The sequence below is a fragment of the Streptomyces sp. CNB091 genome, assembly GCF_000377965.1.
This window is the reverse complement of record NZ_KB899008.1, coordinates 124,370-149,355: the sequence shown is the minus strand read 5'-3', so window position 1 is coordinate 149,355 and position 24,986 is coordinate 124,370. Positions and strand designations below refer to the sequence as shown.

Here is a 24,986-nt window from a genome sequence, read left to right as displayed (position 1 = left end):
CCGACCCCGAGGACCCGACACCCATGACCCGCGTGATCGCCGGCTCGGCCGGCGGACGCCGCCTGGCCGTCCCGCCCGGCACCGGCACCCGCCCCACCTCCGACCGTGCGCGCGAGGGCCTCTTCTCCACGTGGGAAGCGCTGCTCGGCACCCTGGAGGGGGCCAGGGTCGCCGATCTGTACGCCGGATCCGGCGCCGTCGGCCTGGAAGCGCTGTCCCGCGGCGCGGTCCACGCCCTGCTTGTCGAGGCCGACCCGAAGGCCGTCCGCACCGTCCGCGACAACGTCCGCACCCTCGGTCTCCCCGGCGCCGAAGTCCGCACCGGCAAAGCCGAGCAGATCGTGACGGGACCGGCGCCCGCCGACCCTTACGACATCGTCTTCCTGGACCCGCCGTACGCCGTCACCGACGACGATCTTCGCGAGATCCTGCTCACACTCCGTGCTCAGGGGTGGCTCAGCGACGATGTGCTCGTCACCGTGGAACGCGGCACCCGGGGCGGGGAATTCGGCTGGCCCGCCGGATTCGAGCCACTGCGGTCCCGTCGCTACGGCGAGGGAACGCTTTGGTACGGTCGCGCCGCCGCTACGTGCGAAGACGCACGATGACCGGACCGGAGAGCGAGGGAATCACAGTGCGCCGCGCCGTCTGTCCGGGGTCGTTCGACCCCATCACCAACGGACATCTCGACATCATTGGCCGAGCCTCGAAGCTGTACGACGTGGTGCACGTGGCGGTGATGATCAACCAGTCCAAGAAGGGGCTGTTCACCGTGGACGAGCGGATCGAGCTGATCCGCGAGGTCACCGCCGACTTCGGCAACGTCGAGGTGGAGTCCTTCCACGGCCTGCTGGTCGACTTCTGCAAGCAGCGGGAGATCCCGGCGATCGTGAAGGGCCTGCGGGCCGTCAGCGACTTCGACTACGAGCTGCAGATGGCCCAGATGAACAACGGCCTCTCCGGCGTCGAGACGCTCTTCGTGCCCACCAATCCGACGTACAGCTTCCTGTCGTCCTCGCTGGTCAAGGAGGTGGCGACCTGGGGCGGCGACGTCTCCCACCTGCTGCCGCCGACCGTGCACGAGGCGCTCGTGAAGCGGCTGGGTGAGCGCTGAGCCGCTGACGGGCCGTCACCAGGTGTCGGGCGGCGGCCGACTGGCCTTACAGTCGTCCCGTCCGTCTCCAACGGAGCAGCAGCTTCAACAGAGCAGCAGAGAGTGGCGAGCACACGGTGGACGTGCAGAAGAAGCTCGACGAGATCGTCGAAGCGGTCGGGAGCGCCCGATCCATGCCCATGTCGGCCTCGTGCGTGGTCAACCGCGCCGAGCTGCTCGCCATGCTCGAAGAGGTACGTCAGGCCCTGCCCGGCTCCCTCGCCCAGGCGCAGGAGCTGATCGGCGGCCATGAGCAGCTCGCCGTGCAGGCCCGGCAGGAGGCCGAGCGGATCATCGAGTCCGCCCACGCCCAGCGCGCCTCGCTGATCTCCGAGACCGAGATCGCCCGCCAGTCGCAGAGCGAGGCCGACCGGATCCTGTCCGAGGCCCGCCGCGAGGCCGAGGAGGTCCGGGCCGAGGCCGACGACTACGTCGACAGCAAGCTCGCCAACTTCGAGGTCGTCCTCACCAAGACCATCGGTTCCGTGGACCGGGGCCGCGAGAAGCTCCTCGGTCGCGGTCAGGGCCTGGACGAGCAGGGCTACCAGGACCCCGACTTCGCCGAGGCTCCCGAGCGCAGCGCCGACCCGGAGACCCTGCGGCAGCGGGCCGACGCCTATGTCGACGCCAAGTTCGGCGCCTTCGAGGCCGTTCTCGCGAAGACCCTGGAGGCGGTCGGCCGGGGCCGCCAGAAGCTGCACGGCCGGGTCGCCAGCGACGACCTCGGCGCGCACATGGCCGCCCAGGACGCCGCCGGCGACCAGGGCCACACCAGCGACGCCGACTACCTGGCCGGCCTCGCCGAGCTCGCCCCGGAACCGCGCCAGGCGTCCCAGCCGCCCCACCAGCCCCAGTACCCCGCGCCGCCGCAGAGCGAGCCGAGCTACGCGCAGGCGGCTTACGGCTATCAGGAGCAGCCGCAGCAGCCGCTCCAGCAGGGTGTCCAGGACGCGTACGGCTACCAGCAGCAGCCCGATCCGTACGCGGCGTACCAGCGGCAAGGGGGCTACGACCCGAACGGGTACCCGCCCCAGCCGGGGACCCAGCCCGACTACGGCTGGCCCCAGCAGGCCCAGGTCCAGGCCCAGCCCCAGCAGCCTCAGCCGCAGGCGGCCGACCAGCAGGGCGGTGGCGCGCTGGACGAGACCAGTCTCTTCGACACCAGCATGATCGACCTGGAACAGCTGCGCCGGTACGAACAGGGCCGCTGATCCCGGGCGGGCCGGCCCGATTGGGTGCTGAGCGGTCCGTCCAGTATCCTGAATCCTCGGTCGCACATAGGTCCGCGATCTCGGCTGCCCGTTTCGTCCACGGAACGGAGACGGTTCGTCCCCGGACCGTAGACGGCCCTTCCTTCGCAGTACGACACCCATGATCTCGAAAGCAGGAAAAGCCCTGAACGGCCACCTCGACCACCGCAATCCTCTCGTGTTCGATACGCGCGAGCTGGGTCGGCGTCCCGGTGCCCTGAAGCGGCTGACCCGCACGGTGGACGCACCCGGTTCACCGGTCCTGGGCATCGACGGCGTCATCGGAGTGCCGGAAGGCGCACCCGTGGAGCTGGACCTCCGTCTCGAATCGGTCATGGAAGGGGTGCTTGTCACAGGCACCGCCCGTGCAACCGCCGAGGGGGAGTGCGTAAGGTGTCTGGAGCCGCTGACCGTAGAGGTCGACGCGGATTTCCAGGAGATGTTCTCGTACCCTGACGCCGATGACCGGGGCCGCAGCAGTGCGGCGGAACCGGCCGACGACGCCGAGGACGACGAGGACAGGTTCTTCCTTGAGGACGGCTTGTTCGACCTCGAGACAATGCTGCGTGACGCGGTAGTGCTCGCACTGCCCATGCAGCCGGTGTGCAAGGAGACCTGTGCCGGTCTGTGTTCCGAATGCGGAATCAGGCTGGACGAGAATCCGGACCATCACCACGACGCCCTCGACATTCGTTGGGCGGCACTGCAAGGACTCGCCGAGACCGTTCAGGACGGCGAGAAGGACAACATGGGCGGCGCCGAACCTGGCGTCGACGAGAAGCAGGAGAAGTAGCCGTGGCTGTTCCGAAGCGGAAGATGTCGCGCAGCAACACGCGCCACCGCCGGTCGCAGTGGAAGGCTGCGGTCCCCACCCTGGTTTCGTGCGAGCGTTGCCAGGAGCCCAAGCTCCAGCACATTGCGTGCCCGAGCTGCGGCACCTACAACAAGCGCCAGGTCCTCGAGGTCTGAGCGGCTGGTGAGAGGCCCGATGTCTGAGTTGTCCAGCGCCAAGAAGCAGGCAGACAACGTCAACACAGCCTCGTCCCACACGCTTCTGGAAGGGCGGCTCGGGTATCACCTCGAGTCCGCCCTTCTGGTGCGTGCGCTGACCCACCGTTCGTACGCATACGAGAACGGCGGTCTGCCCACCAACGAGCGGCTCGAATTCCTCGGGGATTCGGTGCTCGGCCTGGTGGTCACGGACACGCTGTACCGCACCCACCCCGACCTGCCCGAAGGCCAGCTGGCCAAGTTGCGGGCCGCGGTGGTCAACTCGCGTGCACTTGCGGAAGTGGGCCGCGGCCTCGAACTCGGCTCCTTCATCCGGCTCGGCCGCGGTGAAGAGGGCACGGGGGGCCGGGACAAGGCTTCCATCCTCGCCGACACACTGGAAGCAGTGATCGGCGCGGTCTATCTCGACCAGGGCCTCAGCGCGGCCTCGGAGCTGGTCCACCGGCTCTTCGACCCGCTGATCGACAGGTCCTCGAACCTCGGTGCCGGCCTGGACTGGAAGACCAGCCTCCAGGAGCTCACCGCGAGCGAGAGCCTCGGAGTCCCCGAGTACCTCGTCACGGAGACCGGTCCGGATCACGAGAAGACCTTCACTGCTGCCGCTCGCGTCGGTGGTGTCTCGTACGGCACCGGCACCGGCCGTAGCAAGAAGGAAGCGGAGCAGCAGGCGGCCGAGTCCGCCTGGCGTGAGATCAGCGCCGCCGCGGAGGCACGGCTGGCCGCGGAGAAGTCCGCGGCCGACGGAGGGGCCGCCGACACCCCTGCCGATCCGTCGCCGCACACGGACGCCGCTCCGGCCTGAAGCGAAACGGGAACCCCTCGGTGCCATGCGCACCGGGGGGTTTTCCCTGTCCCCGGGAGCGGTCTCTCCGGAAGAACCGCTCCCGTACCACCGTCGTCGTGTCTGGAGTAGTGCATCGTGCCTGAGCTGCCCGAGGTCGAAGTCGTCCGCCGGGGCCTGGAACGCTGGGTCAGCGGCCGCACCGTCAGCGAGGTCGAGGTCCTGCACCCGCGCGCGGTCCGCCGGCACCTCGCGGGCGGCGTCGACTTCGCCGCCCGGCTGCGCGGAGTCCGCTTCGGGGCGGCGATGCGCCGCGGCAAGTACCTCTGGGTGCCGATCGACGAGGCCTCCGCCTCGCTGCTGGGACACCTCGGCATGAGCGGACAGCTGCTGGTGCGGCCGGCGGACGCGCCCGACGAGAAGCACCTGCGCGTCCGGATGCGGTTCGACGACGCGCTCGGCACCGAGCTGCGCTTCGTCGACCAGCGCACCTTCGGCGGGCTCTCGCTGCACGACAACACCCCCGACGGCCTGCCGGACACCATCGCGCACATCGCCCGGGACCCCCTCGACCCGCTCTTCGACGACGCCGCGTTCCACACCGCGCTGCGGCTGCGCCGTACGACGGTCAAGCGCGCCCTGCTCGACCAGTCGCTGATCAGCGGGGTCGGCAACATCTACGCGGACGAGGCGCTCTGGCGCGCCAGGCTGCACTACGACCGGCCGACCGCGACCCTGACCCGTCCCAGGTCCGCCGAGCTGCTCGGTCACGCCCGTGACGTCATGAACGCGGCACTCGCCCAGGGCGGCACCAGCTTCGACAGCCTGTACGTCAACGTGAACGGCGAGTCCGGCTACTTCGACCGGTCGCTCGACGCGTACGGCCGGGAGGGCGAGCCCTGCCACCGGTGCTCCACCCCGATGCGCCGCCGCGCCTGGATGAACCGCTCCAGCTACTACTGCCCGCGCTGTCAGCGCCCGCCGCGCGCCTCGTCGTAACGCGTACGGGCGGCCAGCACGTCGTCCATCCGCCCTTCGACGAACCGGATCAGCCCGAGGAGCCTCTCCGTGACCTCGCGGCCGAACGGGGTGAGCTCGTAGTCCACCCGGGGCGGGTTGACCGGCTGGGCCTCCCGCAGGACGAGCCCGTCCCGCTCCAGCGCGTGGAGGGTCTGGGAGAGCATCTTCTCGCTGACCCCGTCGACCCGGCGGCGCAGCTCGTTGAACCGGAGGCTTCCCTCGTACAGGGCGCCGAGTGTCAGGCTGCCCCAGCGCCCGGTGGCGTGCTCCAGCGTGGAGCGCGAGGGGCACTCCCGGGAGAAGACGTCGAACGCGAGGCGGTCCGTATCGCTGGCCATGACTGAAGCTTACTCCCGTACAGCGCTCACCCAGAGGGAGCGCTGTACGGGAGCAAGTGGAGGGGGGGCGGCGGACCGTGGAGGTGTGGGTCAGAAGCCGAAGTTCTGGACCCACCAAGGGCCGCCGGAGCCCTCGTGGACGCCTATGCCGATGGTCTTGTAGTCGCAGTTGAGAATGTTCGCCCGGTGGCCTTCGCTGTTCATCCAGCCCTCCATCACGGCCTGGGCGTCGGCCTGGCCGCGGGCGATGTTCTCCGCGCCGAGCCCCTGCACGCCGGCCTGCGCGGCCCGGTCCCAGGGAGTGTCGCCGTCCGGGTCCGTGTGGTCGAAGAAGCCGCGGGCCGCCATGTCCTCGCTGAAGTTCTGGGCGAGCGAGGTCAGCGGGGCGCTGGTGGACAGCGGGGAGCAGCCGGCCTTGGCGCGCTCCTCGTTCACCAGCGCCAGCACCTCGCTGCGTGCGGAGGCGTCGGTGGGGGAGGGGCTCGGCTTCTTGCCGGTCGGCGGGGCGGAGGAGGTCTTCGGCGGGGCCGGGGGCTTGCTCGCCGGGGCGCTGCTCTTCTCCGGTGCCTTCGGGGCCGGGGTGGGCGCCTTCGTCTTCTCGGACGGGGCGGCCGCCGGCTTCTTCGACGTGGCGGGGGCGGCCGACTCCGAGGGCGTCTTGGAGGGCGAGGCCGACGGCGTCCCGGACGGTGTCGTCGACGGAGCCTTGCCCGGCGCCTCCGGGCGCTCGGAGCCCCGGCCGGTGGGGGAGGCGGACCGGTCGGCCGGCGCGGTGGAGCTGCCGCCCTGCGTCAGCAGGTCCGGAGCGCCGCCGCTGCGCACCTGGTCGGCGGCGTTGGTGTTGCCGGAGGTGTAGGTGTCGCCGCCGGGAATCAGACCCGAGGCGACGGCGACCGCGCCGACGGCCACGGCCGCCGAGACGCCGAGGAGCCCGGTGCGGATCGGCACGGCGGACTTCTTGCGGCGCGTGCCCCGGCTGCCTCGCGAAGCGCCCCCGGCCGCGGGTTCCTCAGCGGCGGGGCCTGCGGCGGATCGTCGATGGCGTCCCATGCGCTGTGCCTCTCTGGTACTCCGGACGCCCTGGCGACGTCGCTCGACTGCCCCGTTGATCGAATTCGGCGGTCACGCGGGGTGAATGTCGCCGCTTGATCGACTTTTCGGTCGACACTTTTCGGTCGACACCTGACACCCGTCCGATGCTCACCCGATCGAGTGAAGCTGTTCCGACGGGACTGTAGCCCATGGCCGAAAGGGGGCGACGTGCTTCACGAGCAATTGGCCGGTTAGCGTTCGGGCATGAACGAAGAAGCGCGCCTCGTCGTCTGGGTACGCGGCCGAGTACAGCAAGTAGGCTTCCGCTGGTTCACCAGGGCGAATGCTTTGGAGATCGGTGGTCTCATCGGGTTCGCCCTCAATCTCGACGACGGCAGGGTGCAGATCGTGGCCGAAGGGCCGCGTGAGAATTGCCACCGTCTGCTGGACTGGCTGCGGTCCGACGACACACCCGGGCGCGTGGACGGAGTCACTGAGATCTGGGACACCCCGCGCGGTGGATACGACGGATTCGCCATCCGCTGACCGAGTCCCGCGCGGGACCGTCCGAACCGCCCGGTGAACGCCGCGTACCGAACGGTCACCGGAACGCCCGCTCCGGCTCCGCACCCGAAATGACCTGCGGCGGGAGCCGCCGCGGCCGATGGTTGCCAAGTACGGGATGTCGTGCGAGGCTGCGGCATTGACGAAGATCCGCGCACCCCTCGGGGTCCCGCAGGAGAGCCGCGCCGCATGATCGTCCGGCAGCGCGCCCCCGGGACGCCGGGGTGCACAGGGTGTGATCGTGTTGACCGTCAAACTTTTTGGTGAGACGCTGAAAACCCCGCGCACCTTAGCTGTTCGGTAGAGCTGACAAGCAGCAGAACCGCAGTGGTGACAGAGCCCTGCCGAGCACCGCGGGTGCGATCCCCAGACGACCCACACCGCATCGGTCGGTCACTCATTGTGGAGGACCATCCATCATGGCAAAGGCGCTTCTCGGTTACGTCGGCGGTTCCGACCCGCGACTCCTCGCCGAGATGCGACGGCTCCAGCAGCGCGTCCAGGACCTGGAATCCGAGCTCAACCGGATCCAGGACGAGAACGACGCGCTCAACGCCGCCGCCCAGCACCAAGAGTCGCTGCTCGACAGCATCGACATCGACGTACCCCAGGGCGAGCCTGCGCTGACCTGACCACCCTGGCCCCTCGGGCCGGTCGGGTCGGCACGCTCAGTAGCCTCGGACACATCTGATTCGTTCTGCGTCACGGATCGCCGTCCCCGAACACCGGGGTCCCCGCAGCGCCGGGGACGTCGTTGTCCGGTCGTTCTGCGATGCACCGCGCAGGACCGGCAGCTGGATCGACGCAGACACCAGCAAGATTCACAGGGACGCCTCGGCGTCCCTTTTTCTTTGCCCGACCCCCGCTCCGGACGTACCGGCCTTCGCTTACCGTCTGATGTGCCCTGCACCTTCATCAGCGAAACCGAGAGCGAAAGGTAGAGTCCGGCGGCGTGCACCTCAAGGCCCTGACCCTGCGTGGTTTCAAATCGTTCGCGTCCGCCACCACCCTGCGGTTCGAACCGGGGATCACCTGTGTCGTCGGCCCCAATGGATCCGGCAAATCCAATGTGGTGGACGCGCTCTCCTGGGTCATGGGGGAACAGGGCGCCAAATCCCTGCGCGGCGGCAAGATGGAAGACGTGATCTTCGCCGGGACGACCGGGCGGCCCCCGCTCGGCCGCGCCGAAGTGTCGCTGACCATCGACAATTCCGACGGCGCATTGCCCATCGAGTACGCCGAAGTGACGATCACTCGGATCATGTTCCGCAATGGCGGCAGCGAATACCAGATCAATGGCGACACCTGCCGACTGCTCGACATCCAGGAACTCCTCTCCGACTCCGGTATCGGCCGCGAGATGCACGTCATCGTCGGGCAGGGCCAGTTGGACTCCGTGCTGCACGCCGACCCGATGGGCCGCCGGGCCTTCATCGAGGAGGCCGCGGGCGTCCTGAAGCACCGCAAGCGCAAGGAGAAGGCGCTGCGGAAGCTGGACGCGATGGGCGCCAACCTGGCCCGGGTCCAGGACCTCACCGACGAACTGCGTCGCCAGCTCAAGCCGCTCGGCCGGCAGGCCGCCGTCGCCCGCCGGGCCGCCGTCATCCAGGCCGACCTGCGCGACGCCCGGCTCAGGCTCCTCGCGGACGACCTGGTGACCCTGCGGGACGCGCTGCGCGACGAGATCGCCGACGAGGCGGAGCTGAAGAAGCGCAAGGACGCGGCCGAGGCGGAGCTGAGGACGGCGCTCGCCCGCGAGGCCGGGCTGGAGGGCGAGGTACGCCGGCTCGCGCCTCGGCTCCAGCGCGCCCAGCAGACCTGGTACGAGCTGTCGCAGCTGGCCGAGCGGGTCCGCGGCACGATCTCGCTGGCCGACGCCCGGGTCCGCAGCGCCTCCGAGGCGCCCGGAGAGGAGCGCCGGGGCCGGGACCCCGAGGACCTGGAGCGCGAGGCCGCCCGGATCCGTGAGCAGGAGGCGGAGCTGACGGCGGCCCTGGAGGCGGCCGAACACGCGCTGGAGGACACCGTCGCCCACCGCGCCGACCTGGAACGCGATCTGGCCGCCGAGGAGCGTCGGCTCAAGGACGCGGCCCGCGCCATCGCGGACCGGCGCGAAGGGCTCGCCCGGCTCAACGGCCAGGTCAACGCGGCCCGTGGCCGGGCCGGTTCGGCACAGGCCGAGATCGACCGGCTGGCCGCCGCGCGCGACGAGGCGCGGGAGCGCGCGGCGAGCGCCCAGGAGGAGTACGAGCAGCTCAAGGCCGAGGTCGAGGGGCTGGACGGTGCCGACGCCGAGCTGACCGCCCGCCATGAGGAGGCCCAGCAGGCCCTCGCCGAGGCCCGGTCCGCCCACAGCGCGGCGCGCGACGAGGCGACCGCCGCCGAGCGCAGGCGGGCGGCGGTCGCCGCCCGGCACGAGGCGCTGGCCCTGGGGCTGCGCCGCAAGGACGGTACGGGCGTGCTGCTCGGGGCCCGGGACCGGCTGGCCGGACTCCTCGGCCCGGCCGCCGAGCTGCTGACCGTCGAGCCCGGTTACGAGATCGCGGTCGCCGCCGCCCTCGGCACGGCGGCGGACGCCGTGGCCGTCACGGACCCGGCCACGGCCGCCGACGCGATCCGGCTGCTGCGCGAACGGGACGCGGGGCGCGCGGCGATGCTGCTGGGCGCGGAGAGCGCGGAGAGCGCGGAGAGCGCGGAGAGCGCGGAGAGCGCGGAGAGCGCGGAGAGCGCGGAAAGCGCGGAAAGTATGGCGGACCTCGCGGACAGCCCTGCCGCCGCGCCCCGTCACGTACCGGAGCAGGCACCCGTAAGGGAGGCGGCGGAGGAGCCCGCCCCCGCCGTGCTGCCCGCGCAAGGGGGCACGGAACCCGGGCCAGCGGCGCGGCCCGGCACGGAACCCGAGGCAGCGGCCCACAGCGACACGGAACCCGAGACAGCGGCCCACAGCGACACGGAACCCGGGCCCGCCGCGCGGCCCGGCGGGATGGGTGCCGCGGTACACCCGGCGGGCCGTGCCGGGACGACCACCGTCCTCGCCGCGCCCGCCGTCGCCGACCTGGTGCGCGGGCCTGCCGCGCTGCTCGAAGCCGTACGCGGCCTCGTACGGGACATGGTGGTCGTCGGGACGCTGGAGGAGGCCGAGGACCTGGTGGCCGCACGCCCCGGGGTCACCGCGGTGACCGCCGAAGGCGACGTGCTCTCCGCCCACTTCGCCCACGGCGGGTCGGCCGGGGCGCCCAGCCTCCTGGAGGTGCAGGCCGCCGTCGACGAGGCCGCCGCCGAGCTGGCCGCCCTGGCCGTGCGGTGCGAGGAGCTCGCCGAGGCCCAGCGTCTGGCGGGGGAGCGGCGCACGGAGCGGACCGCGCTCGTCGAGGAGCTGGGGGAGCGCCGCCGGGCGGCCGAACGGGAGAAGTCCGGCGTCGCCCAGCAGCTCGGGCGGCTCGCCGGGCAGGCTCGGGGCGCGGCCGGCGAGGCCGAGCGCATGACCGCGTCAGCCGCCCGCGCCCAGGAGGCCCTGGAGCGGGCGACGGAGGAGGCCGAGGAACTGGCCGAACGGCTGCTGGTCGCCGAGGAGGCCCCGGCCGATGAGGAGCCCGACACGTCCCGGCGGGACCGGCTCGCCGCCGACGGGGCCAACGCCCGCCAGACCGAGATGGAGGCCCGGCTCCAGGCCCGTACCCACGAGGAGCGCGTCAAGGCGCTGGCCGGCCGCGCCGATTCGCTGGACCGGGCCGCCCGCGCCGAACGGGAGGTGCGCACCCGTGCCGAACAGCGCCGGGCCCGGCTCCGGTACGAGGCCGAGGTCGCCTCCGCCGTGGCCTCGGGCGCCCGTCAGCTGCTGGCGCACGTCGAGGTGTCCCTCGTACGGGCCGACCAGGAGCGGGCGGCGGCCGAGGCGGAGAAGGGCGAGCGGGAGCGCGAGCTGGCCGTCGAGCGCGACCGGGGCCGGGGGCTGAAGGGCGAGCTGGACAAGCTCACCGACTCGGTCCACCGGGGCGAGGTGCTGGGCGCGGAGAAGCGGCTGCGGATCGAACAGCTGGAGTCGAAGGCCCTGGAGGAGCTGGGCGTGGAGCCCGCCGGGCTGGTCTCCGAGTACGGGCCGGACCAGCTCGTGCCCCCGTCGCCCGCCGCCGAGGGCGAGGAGCTGCCGGAGGACCCGGAGCACCCCCGCAACCGGCCGAAGGCGTATCTGCGGGCCGAGCAGGAGAAGCGGCTGCGGTCGGCCGAACGGGCGTACCAGCAGCTCGGGAAGGTGAATCCGCTCGCCCTGGAGGAGTTCTCGGCTCTGGAGGAACGGCACAAGTTTCTCTCCGAGCAGCTTGAAGACCTGAAGAAGACCCGGGCCGATCTGCTCCAGGTGATCAAGGAGGTCGACGAGCGCGTCGAGCAGGTCTTCACGGAGGCCTACCGGGACACCGCCCGCGAGTTCGAGGGCGTCTTCTCACGGCTCTTCCCCGGCGGCGAGGGGCGGCTCGTCCTGACCGACCCGGACAACATGCTCGCCACCGGGGTGGACGTGGAGGCGCGTCCGCCGGGCAAGAAGGTGAAGCGGCTCTCCCTGCTGTCGGGCGGCGAGCGGTCCCTGACGGCGGTGGCGCTGCTGGTCGCGATCTTCAAGGCCCGGCCCAGCCCGTTCTATGTGATGGACGAGGTCGAGGCCGCGCTCGACGACACCAACCTGCAGCGGCTGATCCGGATCATGGCGGAGCTCCAGGAGAGCTCCCAGCTGATCGTGATCACCCACCAGAAGCGGACGATGGAGGTCGCCGACGCGCTGTACGGCGTGTCCATGCAGGGCGACGGGGTCTCGAAGGTCATCAGCCAGCGGCTGCGCTGACTTTTTACCGAATCATCAGAGGTTCAACGCACCTTCTGTGCGCTCCTGGGTACACGGGGATCAAGATCGGATCGACTCCCTATTTGACTTCGCCTCTTGAACGCATAACCTCTGCAAAGTTGATTTCGTCTTCAAGTGGTGGCGGGCCGGATGTTGTGCCCCACTGGGAAGGCTCACCCCCCCACGTCTGACTTGCGGCCAGGCATCAGGAGTTCACGTGACCAGCACTGCGAACGGACCCGAGTCCGGGGCCCGGGCGGCCCATCCGGACCACCTCGGCCATGTCATCTTCATCACCGCGGCCGCGGCGATGGGAGGCTTCCTCTTCGGCTACGACAGCTCCGTCATCAACGGGGCCGTCGAGGCGATCCGCGACCGGTACGACATCGGCTCCGGCACGCTCGCCCAGGTCATCGCCATCGCGCTGATCGGCTGTGCGATCGGCGCCGCCACCGCCGGCCGGATCGCGGACCGGATCGGCCGCATCCGCTGCATGCAGATCGCCTCGGTGCTCTTCACGGCCAGCGCGATCGGCTCCGCCCTGCCGTTCGCCCTCTGGGACCTGGCGATGTGGCGCATCATCGGCGGCTTCGCCATCGGCATGGCCTCGGTGATCGGCCCGGCCTACATCGCCGAGGTCTCCCCGCCCGCCTACCGCGGCCGGCTCGGCTCCTTCCAGCAGGCCGCGATCGTCATCGGCATCGCCATCTCCCAACTGGTGAACTACGCCGTCCTCCAGATCGCCGACGGCGACCAGCGCGGTGAGATCCTCGGCCTGGAGGCCTGGCAGTGGATGCTCGGCGTGATGGTCGTCCCGGCCATCCTGTACGGGCTGCTCTCCTTCGCCATCCCCGAGTCCCCGCGCTTCCTCATCTCCGTCGGCAAGAAGGCCGAAGCCCGCAAGATCCTCGAAGAGGTCGAGGGGAAGAACATCGACCTCGACGCCCGGGTGGCCGAGATCGAGACCGCGATGCACCGCGAGCACAAGTCCTCCTTCAAGGACCTGCTCGGCAACCGCTTCTTCTTCCTGCCCATCGTCTGGGTCGGCATCGGCCTGTCGATGTTCCAGCAGCTCGTCGGCATCAACGTCGCGTTCTACTACTCGGCGACGCTGTGGCAGTCCGTCGGCATCGACCCGACCGACTCGTTCTTCTACTCGTTCACCACGTCGATCATCAACATCATCGGCACGGTGATCGCGATGGTGCTGGTCGACCGGGTGGGCCGCAGGCCGCTCGCCCTCGTCGGCTCGGTCGGCATGGCGCTCGCGCTCGCCGTCGAGGCATGGGCGTTCTCCGCGGACCTGGTCGACGGCAAACTCCCCGAGACCCAAGGCATCGTGGCCTTGATCGCCGCCCACGTCTTCGTGCTCTTCTTCGCCCTGTCGTGGGGTGTCGTCGTCTGGGTCTTCCTGGGCGAGATGTTCCCGAACCGGCTGCGCGCGGCCGCCCTCGGCGTCGCCGTCTTCGCGCAGTGGATGGCCAACTGGGCGATCACCGCCAGCTTCCCGAGCCTCTCCGACTGGAACCTCTCGGGGACGTACATCATCTACGCCTGCTTCGCCGTGCTCTCGATCCCCTTCGTGCTGAAATTCGTGAAGGAGACCAAGGGCAAGGCGTTGGAAGAGATGGGCTGAATCCCCCGCTGCCCCTCTCTTCGGACCGCGCTGCCCCGGCTCACCGAGCCGGGGCAGCCGGCTTCTCCAGGGCCTCGCAGAACAGCCGCAGACTGCGCCATCCCTCCTCCACCGGCATCCCGCCGCACAGCGGGTGCAGCACCAGGCCCTCCGCCCCCAGGGCCTTCAGCTCGTCCGGCGTGACGATCCGGTACACCCCCTCCTCGCGCAGCTCCGCCACCGTCGTCGCCGCCGAGCGGACGGCCGAGTGGATGTCCGCGGACTGCCAGGAGGCGTACGTCCGCGCCTCGTGCAGCAGGTGCTCGCCGTACTCCGCCCACGTACGGTCCGGGTCCTCGGACACATGCAGCAGCGGTGTGCGCTCCGCGGGCATCACGCAGAAACCCTCCGTCCCGTGGGCCGCGCGCCGCTCGTGGTAGTACGCCTCCAGCTCCGGCAGATGCGCGCTCGGGAACAGCGGCAGCCCCAGCCGGGCGGCCCGCCGCGCCGCCGCCCGTGAGCTCCCGCCGACCAGCAGCATCGGGTGCGGGCGTGTGTACGGGCGTGGGGTGACCCGAACCGTACGGCCCCGGTACGGGAACGGCTCCCCGGTCCACGCCGCCAGCAGCGTCTCCAGCAGCTCGTCCTGGAGCCTGCCGCGCCGCCCCCACTCGACCCCGGCCCGCTCGTACTCCTCGGGGCGGTAGCCGATCCCCGCGACCGTCACCAGCCGGCCCGCGCTCAGCAGGTCCAGCACCGCGATGTCCTCCGCGAGACGCAGCGGGTCGTGCAGCGGGCCGATGACCGCCGAGACGGTCACCGCGATCCGACGGGTGGCGCCGAAGACCGCCCCGGCGAAGGTGAACGGGGAGGGCAGCCAGGAGTTCGCCACCCCGTGGTGCTCCTCGGTCTGCACCGTGTCGACGCCGTGCTCGTCCGCGTACGCCGCCATCTCCAGGGCGGCGCGATAACGGGCCGAGAGCGGTACGGGCGCGGCTTCTGGATCGACGAGATTGAACCGGACCACTGTGAAGGCCATCGGAGGCGTCCCTTCGCCGACATCTGGCGGGCGGCGGCACCGTAGCTGACGTAGCGTCAGAAGTGTAGGGGGTGCCGTCTGCATTACCGCCAAAAGGTGCATTTGGCCCCGATGGATCGCCGTGGGTCAGCAGGGGCCGCGCCCGCGGCACGGCCGTGGCCGATACTGGACGGGTTATGGAACTCGTCGAAATCGTCATCCTCGCTGTAGTCATCGTCCTGGTCGCTGTCGGCCTGGTCGGCGGGCTCGTGGTCGGCAGCCGCAAGAAGAAGAAGCTGCCGCCCCCGCCGCCGAGCGCGCCGACCATCACTCCTCCCGCCGAACCGCAGGTCGGCGAGGAGGCCGAGACGCCGCGCGACGAAGCGCGGCGCACCATCGACGAAGTCGGCCTCCCGGACGCCACCGCGCCCGCGGAGGAGGCCCCGGTCGCCGAGGCCCCCGCGCCGCCCGCGCTGGAGGTCCCCGAGCCCACCGCCGGCCGGCTCGTCCGCCTGCGGGCCCGGCTCGCCCGCTCGCAGAACTCGCTGGGCAAGGGGCTCCTCACCCTGCTCTCCCGCGACAACCTCGACGAGGACACCTGGGAGGAGATCGAGGACACCCTCCTCACCGCCGACGTCGGCGTCGCCCCCACCCAGGAGCTGGTCGAGCGGCTCCGCGGGCGCGTCCGGGTGCTCGGCACCCGCACCCCTCAGGACCTGCGCACCCTGCTCCGCGAAGAGCTGATCACGCTGCTCGGCCCGGACTTCGACCGCGAGGTCAGGACCGAGGGCGGCGCCGAGACCCCCGGCGTCGTCATGGTCGTCGGCGTCAACGGCACCGGCAAGACCACCACCACCGGCAAACTGGCCCGGGTGCTCGTCGCCGACGGCCGCAGCGTGGTGCTCGGCGCGGCCGACACCTTCCGCGCCGCCGCCGCCGACCAGCTCCAGACCTGGGGCGAGAGGGTCGGCGCACGCACGGTCCGGGGGCCCGAGGGCGGCGACCCCGCGTCGATCGCCTACGACGCGGTCAAGGAAGGCATCGCCGAGGGCGCGGACGTCGTCCTCATCGACACCGCGGGCCGGCTGCACACCAAGACCGGCCTCATGGACGAGCTGGGCAAGGTCAAGCGCGTCGTGGAGAAGCACGGCCCGCTGGAGGAGATCCTGCTCGTCCTGGACGCCACCACCGGACAGAACGGCCTCGTCCAGGCCCGGGTGTTCGCGGAGGTCGTGGACATCACCGGCATCGTCCTCACCAAGCTCGACGGCACCGCCAAGGGCGGCATCGTCATCGCGGTCCAGCGCGAGCTGGGCGTGCCGGTGAAGCTGATCGGCCTCGGGGAAGGGGCGGACGACCTCGCCCCGTTCGAGCCGGGCGCCTTCGTGGACGCCCTGATCGGCGACTGACCCACCTCGCATCCGGTACGGCGGACGGGCGGCGGCTCCTGTGAGGAGCCCGCCGCCCGTCCGCCGTTCTGCCGTGCCCGCCGTTCTGCCGTGCCCGCCGTTCTGCCGTGCCCGCCGTTCTCTGCGTCCGCCGTTCTGCCTTGCCCGCCGCGAGCGCTAGGAGCGGTGACAGACGTACGCCAGCGTCCCCAGCAGCAGCCGCGCCTGCGGGGGAGCGGCCGCCGTGTCCAGCAGTGGGGGCCGCAGCCAGCGGACCGGGCCGAGGCCGCCGAGGTCGGAGGGCGGGGCGGTGATGTGGGACCCGGGGCCGAGGGCGCGCAGATCGAGGCCCGCGTCGTCCCAGCCCATCCGGTAGAGCAGTTCGGGCAGCTCGGCGGCGGCGCCGGGGGCGACGAGGAACTGCGCCCGCCCGGTCGGCGTCACCGCGACCGGTCCCGACGGCAGGCCGATCCGCTCCATCCGCACCAGGGCATGCCGCCCTGCCCCCTCCGCGACCTCCAGGACGTCGAAGGCGCGGCCCACCGGGAGCAGCATCGCCGCTCCCGGCGTCTCGGCCCAGGCGTCCGACGCGCGGTCCAGGCCGGTGCCCGCGGGGACCTCCCGGGCGAAGCCCAGCGGGTGGGCTCCCGGGGCCGGGCAGGCCGGCTCGCCGCACGAGCAGGAGCCGGCCTCGGCCCGTGCTCCGGGCGTCACCGCCCAGCCCCACAGCCCCGTGTACTCGGCCACCGCCGTGCCCTCGGCGCAGCGGTGGCGTCGCCGCGTACCGGAACGCATCTCCCGGATGCCGCCGATCGTGAAGCCCATGCATCCTCCAACAGGTCCGGCTCGCCGGTGGTTACGGCCCGCGTTGCCCGGGTAACCCTCCGTCGCTGAAACTCGATCGAGTGGCGTGCGCGGTAGTGCGAAAGGGGGTGCGCCACGGAGTGCGCGCCCCTGAGTGCTTCTGTCCGCTCACCCTCGGTCCTGGTTCCCCAAGTCAAGCGCGCCCAGCGGCAGTCGGGTTCATTCGAAGGGGTGGCGAATGGTGGCGTTTCTTCAATCCCCCTCGCGGGAGGGGTGATCGTAGGATTACCGTCGGTACGCGAACCCTGGGAGTATGTGCACCCACGGGTATGCCGCGGGCAACCCGATTTTCTGTTCGGTGACGCCGGTGACGTTGCTGGGGGTTTCAACTCCCGTACGGGCAGCACCGACGCACGGCATTCTGATAATGGTTCGCGCGATGAGGTTTCGGCGGGATGGGGGCGTTCCAGTGAGTGGCAGCGGCGCAGGCGGCACGGATGCCGGGAAGCGCCCCAACGGGCAGTTGGGGTCGTGGTTCGTGCGCAGTGGCTGGTCCAAGGGCGAGCTGGCGCGTCAGGTGAACCGGCGGGCGCGGCAGATGGGCGCCCTCCACATCAGCACCGACACCTCCCGGGTGCGGCGCTGGCTCGACGGGGAGCAGCCGCGCGAGCCGATCCCTCGCATCCTCTCCGAGCTGTTCTCGGAGCGTTTCGGCACCGTCGTCGCCATCGAACAGCTCGGGCTGCGCACCGCCCACCAGTCACCCTCGGTGGCCGGAGTCGACCTGCCCTGGGCCGGCCCCCAGACCGTCGCCCTGCTCAGCGAGTTCTCCCGCAGCGACCTGATGCTGGCCCGGCGCGGCTTCCTCGGCAGCTCGCTGGCGCTGGCCGCGGGGCCCGCCCTCATCGAGCCGATGCAGCGCTGGCTGGTGCCCGTGCCCGCCCAGAGCCCCCGCGAGCCGGAGTCCCCGGCCGCCGCCCACCGCCCCTCCCGGCTCTCCCGGCCCGAGCTGGACCTGCTGGAGTCCACCACCGCGATGTTCCGGCAGTGGGACGCCCAGTGCGGCGGCGGACTGCGCCGCAAGGCCGTCGTCGGGCAGCTGCACGAGGTCACCGACCTGCTCCAGGAGCCCCAGCCGGGCCCCACCGCCCAGCGCCTCTTCCGCTGCGCCGCCGAACTGGCCGAGCTGGCGGGCTGGATGAGCTACGACGTCGGCCTCCAGCCCACCGCCCAGAAGTACTTCGTGCTCGCCCTGCACGCCGCCAAGGAAGCCGGGGACAAGCCGCTCGGCAGCTACATCCTGTCCAGCATGAGCCGCCAGATGATCCACCTGGGCCGCCCCGACGACGCCCTGGAACTGATCCACCTCGCGCAGTACGGCAGCCGCGACTGCGCCACCTCCCGTACGCAGGCGATGCTGTATGCGATGGAGGCCCGCGCCTACGCCAACATGGGCCAGCCCAGCAAGTGCAAGCGTGCCGTCCGGATGGCCGAGGACACCTTCCTTGACGCGGGTCTCGACGGCGAGCCGGAGCCCGACTGGATCCGCTTCTTCTCCGAGGCGGAGCTGAACGGGGAGAACGCCCACTCCTACCGTGACCTGGCCTATGTCGCCGGCCGCAGCCCCACGTACGCCTCGCTCGCCCAGCCCGTCATGGACAAGGCCGTCGAGCTGTTCGGCGAGGACGACGAGCACCAGCGCTCCTACGCGCTCAACCTCATCGGCATGGCCACCGTCCATCTCCTCCAACGGGAGCCCGAGCAGTCCACCGTGCTCGCCGCCCGAGCCCTGAAGATCGCCAAGAAGGTCCGCTCCGAGCGGGTGAACACCCGCCTGCGCAAGACCGTCGACACCGCTGCCAGGGACTTCGGCGACGTCGCCGACGTCGCCCGGCTCACCGAGCTGCTCCACGAACAGCTGCCGGAGACCGCCGAAGCGGTCTGACCGGCACCCCTCGGCCCCGGCCGCGGCGCCCCTCCCGTACAGACCGACTCGGCTCCCCCGTCGCCTGGTCACACGGAGGGCCGCCGTGGCCGGTTTCGTGTTCTCAGGCCCCCGGGCGTCTCAACCGCACCGTATGCGGCGTCCGCCGCAGGGCAGGCAGGGCACCCGGACGTGCCACCCCTCATTCATTCGGCCGTAACACGCGATCCCTCTTCGTCACGCTCGCGAAACATCGTGCGGCATCCCCGGAAACGGCGCTCGGCCAACCTCGTGGCTCATAACCGGCCCGCACCCGACCCATCAGCCGGCCCGCACCTTCCCAGTGGTCCCGCAGCATTCCCCCGCACGCCGCGGCCGCACCGACGACGAGGAGACGCCGATGCCCCCAGGCATCACGACGCTTGCCGCAGACGCCCCCGAGCTGTCTGCCGCCAACACCGGGTTCATGCTCATCTGCTCGGCCCTGGTGATGCTCATGACCCCCGGCCTGGCCTTCTTCTACGGAGGCATGGTCCGCGTCAAGAGCACCCTCAACATGCTGATGATGAGCTTCATCAGCCTCGGGATCGTCACGATCCTGTGGGTGCTCTACGGGTTCAGCCTCGCCTTCGGCTCCGACGTCGGCTCGGTCATCGGCTGGAGCTCCGACTACGTCGGCCTCGGCGACATCGGCGTCACCGAACTCTGGGACGGCTACACCATCCCGGTCTACGTCTTCGCCGTCTTCCAGCTGATGTTCGCCGTCCTCACCCCCGCCCTGATCAGCGGCGCCCTCGCCGACCGGGTGAAGTTCACGGCCTGGGCGGTGTTCATCGTCCTGTGGGTCACCGTCGTCTACTTCCCCGTCGCCCACTGGGTCTGGGGCGCCGGCGGCTGGCTCTTCGAGATGGGCGTCATCGACTTCGCCGGCGGTACGGCCGTCCACATCAACGCCGGCGCCGCCGCCCTCGGCGTCATCCTCGTCATCGGCAAGCGCGTCGGCTTCAAGAAGGACCCGATGCGGCCGCACAGCCTGCCGCTCGTCATGCTCGGCGCGGCCCTCCTGTGGTTCGGCTGGTTCGGCTTCAACGCCGGATCCTGGCTCGGCAACGACGACGGCGTCGGCGCGGTCATGTTCCTGAACACCCAGGTCGCCACCGCCGCGGCCGTCCTCGGCTGGCTCGTCTACGAGAAGCTGCGCCACGGCTCCTGCACCACCCTGGGCGCCGCCTCCGGCGCGGTCGCCGGACTCGTCGCCATCACCCCGGCCGGCGGCTCCGTCAGCCCGCTCGGCGCCATCGCGATCGGCGCCATCGCCGGTGTCCTGTGCGCCATGGCGGTCGGCCTGAAGTACCGGTTCGGCTACGACGACTCCCTCGACGTCGTCGGCGTCCACCTCGTCGGCGGCGTCATCGGCTCCCTCCTGGTCGGCTTCTTCGCCACCGGCGGTGTCCAGTCCGACGCCGAGGGCCTCTTCTACGGCGGCGGCCTCGAACAGCTCGGCAAGCAGGCCATCGGGGTCGTCGCCGTCCTCGCGTACTCTCTGGTCGTCTCCGCCCTCATCGCCCTCCTGCTCGACCGGACGATCGGGATGCGGGTCTCCGAGGACGACGAGATCTCCGGCATCGACCAGGTCGAGCACGCCGAGACGGCGTACGACTTCAGCGGTGCCGGCGGCGGCACGGTCTCCCGTACCACCGCCCCCGCGACGGACCCGACGGCAGCACCGAAGGCAAAGAAGGTGGACGCATGAAGCTCATCACCGCGGTCGTGAAGCCCCACCGGCTGGACGAGATCAAGGAGGCCCTCCAGGCCTTCGGCGTCCAGGGGCTCACCGTCACGGAAGCCAGCGGTTACGGGCGGCAGCGCGGCCACACCGAGGTCTACCGGGGCGCCGAGTACACCGTCGACCTGGTCCCCAAGATCCGCATCGAGGTCCTCGTCGAGGACGAGGACTCCGAACAGCTCATCGAGGTCGTCGTCAAGGCCGCCCGTACCGGCAAGATCGGTGACGGGAAGGTCTGGAGCGTCCCGGTCGAGACCGCCGTCCGCGTACGGACCGGCGAGCGCGGCCCGGACGCCCTCTGAACCCACGGCCCGCGAACGGAAGGCAGCTGGTGACGAGTACCGAAGTGACCACCGGAACCGAAGGCCCCGGACCCAGCGGCTACGCGGCGGCCCGGCTGCGCCTCCTCCAGCAGGAGACGCGGTCCGGGCCGCCGCGCCGTGCGGCCCTCGCCCGCCTCACCGACGACTGGCTCACCGGCCTGTTCACCGCCGCCGCGACACGCGCCGGGGTACGGGGCGCGGCCCTCGTCGCCGTCGGCGGCTACGGCCGCGGCGAGCTCTCCCCGCGCAGCGACCTCGACCTGCTCCTCCTGCACGACGGCCGCGCCGACACGGCGGCCCTCGCCGCCCTCGCCGACTCCCTCTGGTACCCGGTCTGGGACCTGGGCCTGGCCCTCGACCACTCCGTACGCACCCCCGGCGAGGCCAGGAAGACCGCAGGCGAGGACCTCAAGGTCCAGCTCGGCCTGCTGGACGCCCGCCCCGTCGCCGGCGACCTCGGCCTCGTCGCCTCCCTGCGCACCGCGATCCTCGCCGACTGGCGCAACCAGGCCCCCAAACGCCTCCCCGCCCTCCACGAGCTCTGCCAGGAGCGCGCCGAGCGGATGGGCGAGGTCCAGTTCCTCCTGGAACCCGACCTCAAGGAGGCCCGCGGCGGCCTCCGCGACGCCACCGCCCTGCGCGCCGTGGCCGCCTCCTGGGTCGCCGACGCCCCCCGCGAAGGCCTCACCGAGGCCCGCCGCACCCTCCTGGACGCCCGCGACGCCCTCCACCTCACCACCGGGCGCGCCGCCGACCGCCTCGCCCTACAGGAACAGGACCAGGTCGCCCAGGCCCTTGGCCTCCTCGACGCCGACACCCTGCTCCGCAAGGTCTACGAGGCCGCCCGCACCGTCTCGTACGCCACCGACGTCACCTGGCGCGAGGTCAACCGGGTCCTGCGCGCCCGCTCCGCCCGCCCGAGACTCCGCGCCCTGCTGAGCGGCGGGCTCGGCTCCAGGGCCGCCCCCGAGCGCACCCCGCTCGCCGACGGCGTGGTGGACGCGGACGGCGAAGTGGTCCTCGCCCGCGCCGCCCGCCCCGAACGCGACCCGGTCCTGACCCTGCGCGCCGCCGCGGCCGCCGCCGAGGCCGGGCTCCCGCTCTCCCGGCACCTCGTACGCCACCTGGCGGCCACCGCCCAGCCGCTGCCGGTCCCCTGGCCCCCCGAGGCCCGCGAGGAACTCGTCACCCTGCTCGGCGCGGGAGAGGCCACCGTCGGCGTCTGGGAGGCGCTCGAAGCGGAAGGGATCATCACCCGGCTGCTGCCCGACTGGGAACGCGTCCACTGCCGCCCCCAGCGCAACGCCGTCCACACCTGGACCGTCGACCGGCACCTCGTGGAGACCGCCGTCCGCGCCTCCTTCCTCACCCGCCGCGTCCACCGCCCCGACCTCCTCCTGGTCGCGGCCCTCCTGCACGACATCGGCAAGGGCTGGCCCGGCGACCACTCCGTGGCCGGCGAGGTCATCGCCCGGGACATGGCCACCCGCATCGGCTTCGACACCCACGACGTGGGCGTCATCGCCACCCTCGTACGCCACCATCTGCTGCTCGTCGAGACCGCCACCCGACGCGACCTCGACGACCCCGCCACCGTGCGGTCGGTCGCCGAAGCCGTCTCCAGCACCTCCACGCTGGAACTGCTGCACGCCCTCACCGAGGCCGACGCGCTCGCCACCGGGCCCGCCGCCTGGAGCTCCTGGCGCGCCTCCCTCGTCACCGACCTCGTCAAACGCGTCGCCGCCGTCCTCACCGGGGAATCCCCCGACGAGCCCCAGGAGGCCGCGCCCAGCGCCGAGCACGAACGCCTCGCCATCGAGGCCCTGCGCACCGGCGAACCCGTCCTCGCCCTGCACACCCGGCCCGAGGAGCCCGCCGGGGACGGCGAAGTGGAACCCGTCGGCGTCGAACTCCTCATCGCCCTGCCCGACCGCCCCGGCGTCCTGCCCGCCGCCGCCGGGGTCCTCGCCCTGCACCGCCTCACCGTGCGCGCCGCCGACCTGCGCGCGGTGGAGCTCCCCAACGAGCTGGGGGAGCGGGCGGACCTGCTGCTGCTCAGCTGGCGGGTCGCCGCCGAGTACGGGTCCCTCCCGCAGGCCGCCCGCCTCCGCGCCGACCTCGTACGCGCCCTCGACGGCTCCCTGGACATCCGTGCCCGCCTCGCCGAGCGCGAGGCCGCCTACCCGCGCCGGCGCGGCGTGAAGGCCCCGCCGCCCCGGGTGACCGTGGCCGCCGCCGGCTCCCGCCGCGCCACCGTCATCGAGGTCCGCGCCCAGGACGCCCCGGGCCTGCTCCACCGGATCGGCACCGCCCTGGAAGGCAGCGCGGTACGGGTGCGCAGCGCCCATGTCTCCACCCTCGGCGCCAACGCCGTGGACGCCTTCTACGTCACCGGGACCGACGGTGAACCCCTGTCCCAGGACCGGGCCGCCGAGGTCGCCCGGGAGGTCGAGAAGGCGCTGGGCTGACCGCGTACGACCAGCCCTCGTCCGGCAGGTTCCGGGCGAGGGCTTGGCGTTGCCCGGGGGACGGATACCCTGGAGGGCGACTGACCTGCCCCGCCCCCGACCCTGAGGACCGACGAGCGCCGTGTTCGATACTCTCTCCGACCGCCTTAGCGCGACTTTCAAGAACCTCAGGGGCAAGGGCCGCTTGTCCGAGGCGGACATCGACGCCACGGCACGCGAGATCCGTATCGCCCTGCTGGAAGCCGACGTCGCCCTGCCCGTGGTCCGGGCCTTCATCGCCAACGTGAAGGAGCGGGCGCGCGGCGTCGAGGTCTCCCAGGCGCTGAACCCCGCCCAGCAGGTCGTCAAGATCGTCAACGAGGAGCTCGTCTCCATCCTCGGCGGCGAGACCCGGCGGCTGCGGTTCGCCAAGACCGCGCCCACCGTGATCATGCTCGCCGGTCTCCAGGGCGCCGGTAAGACGACGCTGGCCGGAAAGCTCGGCCTCTGGCTCAAGGGCCAGGGCCACTCCCCGCTGCTCGTCGCCTGCGACCTCCAGCGCCCCAACGCCGTCAACCAGCTGAGCGTCGTCGCCGAGCGCGCCGGCGTCGCGGTGTACGCCCCCGAGCCGGGCAACGGCGTCGGCGACCCGGTCAAGGTCGCCAAGGACTCCATCGAGTTCGCCAAGGCCAAGGTCCACGACATCGTCATCGTCGACACCGCCGGCCGCCTCGGCATCGACCAGGAGCTGATGCGGCAGGCCGCGGACATCCGCGACGCCGTCAGCCCCGACGAGATCCTCTTCGTCGTCGACGCGATGATCGGCCAGGACGCGGTCAACACCGCCGAGGCCTTCCGCGACGGCGTCGGCTTCGACGGCGTGGTGCTCTCCAAGCTCGACGGCGACGCCCGCGGTGGCGCGGCCCTGTCGATCGCCCACGTCACGGGCAAGCAGGTCATGTTCGCGTCGAACGGCGAGAAGCTGGAGGACTTCGACGCGTTCCACCCGGACCGGATGGCCTCCCGCATCCTCGACATGGGTGACCTGCTCACCCTGATCGAGCAGGCGGAGAAGACGTTCAGCCAGGAAGAGGCCGCCGCGATGGCCTCGAAGCTCCAGTCGAGCAAGGGTGGCAAGGACTTCACCCTCGACGACTTCCTGGCCCAGATGGAGCAGGTCCGCAAGATGGGCTCCATCTCCAAGCTGCTCGGGATGCTGCCCGGCATGGGGCAGATCAAGGACCAGATCAACAACATCGACGAGCGCGACATCGACCGCACCGCCGCGATCATCAAGTCGATGACCCCGAAGGAGCGCGCCGAGCCGACCCTCATCAACGGTTCGCGCCGCGCCCGTATCGCCAAGGGTTCGGGCGTCGAGGTCTCCGCGGTCAAGAGCCTGGTGGAGCGCTTCTTCGAGGCCCGCAAGATGATGTCGAAGATGGCCCAGGGCGGCGGCATGCCCGGGATGCCGGGCATGCCCGGCATGGGCGGCGGCCCCGGCCGTCAGAAGAAGCAGGTCAAGCAGGCCAAGGGCAAGCGCAAGAGCGGCAACCCCATGAAGCGCAAGGCCGAGGAGGCCGCCGCCGCCGAGCGCCGCGAGCAGGCGGCCCAGGGCGGCGCGTTCGGTCTGCCCGCCCAGGAGGACAAGAACTTCGAGCTGCCGGACGAGTTCAAGAAGTTCATGTAACGCGA

Annotated in this window: 21 protein-coding genes; 17 read left to right on the top strand and 4 right to left on the bottom strand. The window is 71.5% G+C overall.

The annotated features are described in order from the left end of the window. The first annotated feature begins 23 nt into the window (after window positions 1-23). The 7 genes from rsmD to mutM all read left to right on the top strand — a co-directional run bounded on the left by rsmD (window position 24) and on the right by mutM (window position 5,194). Complete coding sequence (gene rsmD, locus D581_RS0129575; RefSeq protein WP_018960754.1) at window positions 24-608, top strand: 16S rRNA (guanine(966)-N(2))-methyltransferase RsmD; 585 nt, start codon at window positions 24-26, stop codon at window positions 606-608. A gap of 26 nt (window positions 609-634) precedes the next feature. Beyond that, window positions 635-1,114 carry a pantetheine-phosphate adenylyltransferase gene (gene coaD / locus D581_RS0129570; RefSeq protein ID WP_007448181.1) on the top strand — a complete coding sequence of 160 codons (480 nt, stop codon included), beginning with the start codon at window positions 635-637 and terminating at the stop codon, window positions 1,112-1,114. A 116-nt stretch (window positions 1,115-1,230) separates the two neighbouring features. Continuing rightward, on the top strand, window positions 1,231-2,364 hold the full coding sequence (locus D581_RS0129565; protein ID WP_018960753.1) for a F0F1 ATP synthase subunit B: 1,134 nt from the start codon (window positions 1,231-1,233) through the stop codon (window positions 2,362-2,364). A gap of 160 nt (window positions 2,365-2,524) precedes the next feature. Continuing rightward, window positions 2,525-3,196 carry a YceD family protein gene (locus D581_RS0129560; RefSeq protein WP_018960752.1) on the top strand — a complete coding sequence of 224 codons (672 nt, stop codon included), beginning with the start codon at window positions 2,525-2,527 and terminating at the stop codon, window positions 3,194-3,196. A 2-nt stretch (window positions 3,197-3,198) separates the two neighbouring features. Continuing rightward, window positions 3,199-3,372, top strand: coding sequence for a 50S ribosomal protein L32 (rpmF, locus tag D581_RS0129555; protein WP_003965982.1), 174 nt, complete (start codon window positions 3,199-3,201; stop codon window positions 3,370-3,372). A 19-nt stretch (window positions 3,373-3,391) separates the two neighbouring features. Next, window positions 3,392-4,216, top strand: coding sequence for a ribonuclease III (gene rnc / locus D581_RS0129550; RefSeq protein ID WP_018960751.1), 825 nt, complete (start codon window positions 3,392-3,394; stop codon window positions 4,214-4,216). Between the two features lie 117 nt (window positions 4,217-4,333). Continuing rightward, a complete protein-coding gene (gene mutM / locus D581_RS0129545) occupies window positions 4,334-5,194 on the top strand; it encodes a bifunctional DNA-formamidopyrimidine glycosylase/DNA-(apurinic or apyrimidinic site) lyase (RefSeq protein ID WP_018960750.1) in 861 nt (286 codons plus the stop codon). Here the strand turns inward: mutM and D581_RS0129540 are convergent. Further along, entirely contained in the window at window positions 5,167-5,553 is a 387-nt protein-coding gene (locus tag D581_RS0129540; RefSeq protein WP_018960749.1) for a winged helix-turn-helix transcriptional regulator, read from the bottom strand. The two genes, mutM and D581_RS0129540, sit on opposite strands and share 28 nt — an antisense overlap. Window positions 5,554-5,643: 90 nt before the next feature. Continuing rightward, the gene (locus tag D581_RS0129535) at window positions 5,644-6,603 is read right to left on the bottom strand and encodes a CAP domain-containing protein (RefSeq protein WP_026291026.1); all 960 of its coding nucleotides are present in this window, start codon (window positions 6,601-6,603) and stop codon (window positions 5,644-5,646) included. Between the two features lie 246 nt (window positions 6,604-6,849). Here D581_RS0129535 and D581_RS01000000137865 point away from each other — a divergent pair, with 246 nt between their 5' ends. The 4 genes from D581_RS01000000137865 (at window position 6,850) to D581_RS0129515 (ending at window position 13,622) form a co-directional block, all read left to right on the top strand. Beyond that, window positions 6,850-7,131, top strand: coding sequence for an acylphosphatase (locus tag D581_RS01000000137865; protein WP_026291025.1), 282 nt, complete (start codon window positions 6,850-6,852; stop codon window positions 7,129-7,131). Window positions 7,132-7,568: 437 nt separating this feature from the next. After that, window positions 7,569-7,781, top strand: coding sequence for a hypothetical protein (locus D581_RS0129525; protein ID WP_003965973.1), 213 nt, complete (start codon window positions 7,569-7,571; stop codon window positions 7,779-7,781). Window positions 7,782-8,101: 320 nt separating this feature from the next. Next, the gene (locus tag D581_RS0129520) at window positions 8,102-11,986 is read left to right on the top strand and encodes an AAA family ATPase (protein ID WP_018960746.1); all 3,885 of its coding nucleotides are present in this window, start codon (window positions 8,102-8,104) and stop codon (window positions 11,984-11,986) included. A gap of 217 nt (window positions 11,987-12,203) precedes the next feature. Then, window positions 12,204-13,622, top strand: a complete 1,419-nt coding sequence (locus tag D581_RS0129515; protein WP_018960745.1) for a sugar porter family MFS transporter — start codon at window positions 12,204-12,206, stop codon at window positions 13,620-13,622. Between the two features lie 40 nt (window positions 13,623-13,662). On the opposite strand, the gene D581_RS0129510 is transcribed toward D581_RS0129515, so the two are convergent. Continuing rightward, window positions 13,663-14,640, bottom strand: a complete 978-nt coding sequence (locus tag D581_RS0129510; RefSeq protein ID WP_018960744.1) for an LLM class flavin-dependent oxidoreductase — start codon at window positions 14,638-14,640, stop codon at window positions 13,663-13,665. Window positions 14,641-14,816: 176 nt separating this feature from the next. Here D581_RS0129510 and ftsY point away from each other — a divergent pair, with 176 nt between their 5' ends. Further along, window positions 14,817-16,028, top strand: a complete 1,212-nt coding sequence (ftsY, locus tag D581_RS0129505) for a signal recognition particle-docking protein FtsY (protein ID WP_018960743.1) — start codon at window positions 14,817-14,819, stop codon at window positions 16,026-16,028. Between the two features lie 156 nt (window positions 16,029-16,184). Here the strand turns inward: ftsY and D581_RS0129500 are convergent, their stop codons facing one another. Continuing rightward, complete coding sequence (locus D581_RS0129500) at window positions 16,185-16,832, bottom strand: bifunctional DNA primase/polymerase (protein WP_018960742.1); 648 nt, start codon at window positions 16,830-16,832, stop codon at window positions 16,185-16,187. 448 nt (window positions 16,833-17,280) lie between these two features. On the opposite strand from D581_RS0129500, the gene nsdA reads away from it, so the two are divergent. The 5 genes from nsdA to ffh all read left to right on the top strand — a co-directional run bounded on the left by nsdA (window position 17,281) and on the right by ffh (window position 24,981). Then, complete coding sequence (gene nsdA / locus D581_RS0129495) at window positions 17,281-18,756, top strand: transcriptional repressor NsdA (protein WP_026291024.1); 1,476 nt, start codon at window positions 17,281-17,283, stop codon at window positions 18,754-18,756. Window positions 18,757-19,135: 379 nt separating this feature from the next. After that, on the top strand, window positions 19,136-20,488 hold the full coding sequence (locus D581_RS0129490; protein ID WP_018960740.1) for an ammonium transporter: 1,353 nt from the start codon (window positions 19,136-19,138) through the stop codon (window positions 20,486-20,488). Beyond that, complete coding sequence (locus D581_RS0129485; protein ID WP_007452846.1) at window positions 20,485-20,823, top strand: P-II family nitrogen regulator; 339 nt, start codon at window positions 20,485-20,487, stop codon at window positions 20,821-20,823. The genes D581_RS0129490 and D581_RS0129485 overlap by 4 nt, the downstream gene beginning before the upstream one ends. Before the next feature lie 29 nt (window positions 20,824-20,852). Continuing rightward, window positions 20,853-23,312: a [protein-PII] uridylyltransferase gene (locus D581_RS0129480; protein WP_018960739.1), complete on the top strand. Its 2,460-nt coding sequence runs from the start codon at window positions 20,853-20,855 to the stop codon at window positions 23,310-23,312. 121 nt (window positions 23,313-23,433) lie between these two features. Beyond that, entirely contained in the window at window positions 23,434-24,981 is a 1,548-nt protein-coding gene (ffh, locus tag D581_RS0129475) for a signal recognition particle protein (RefSeq protein ID WP_026291023.1), read from the top strand. Window positions 24,982-24,986: the final 5 nt, after the last annotated feature.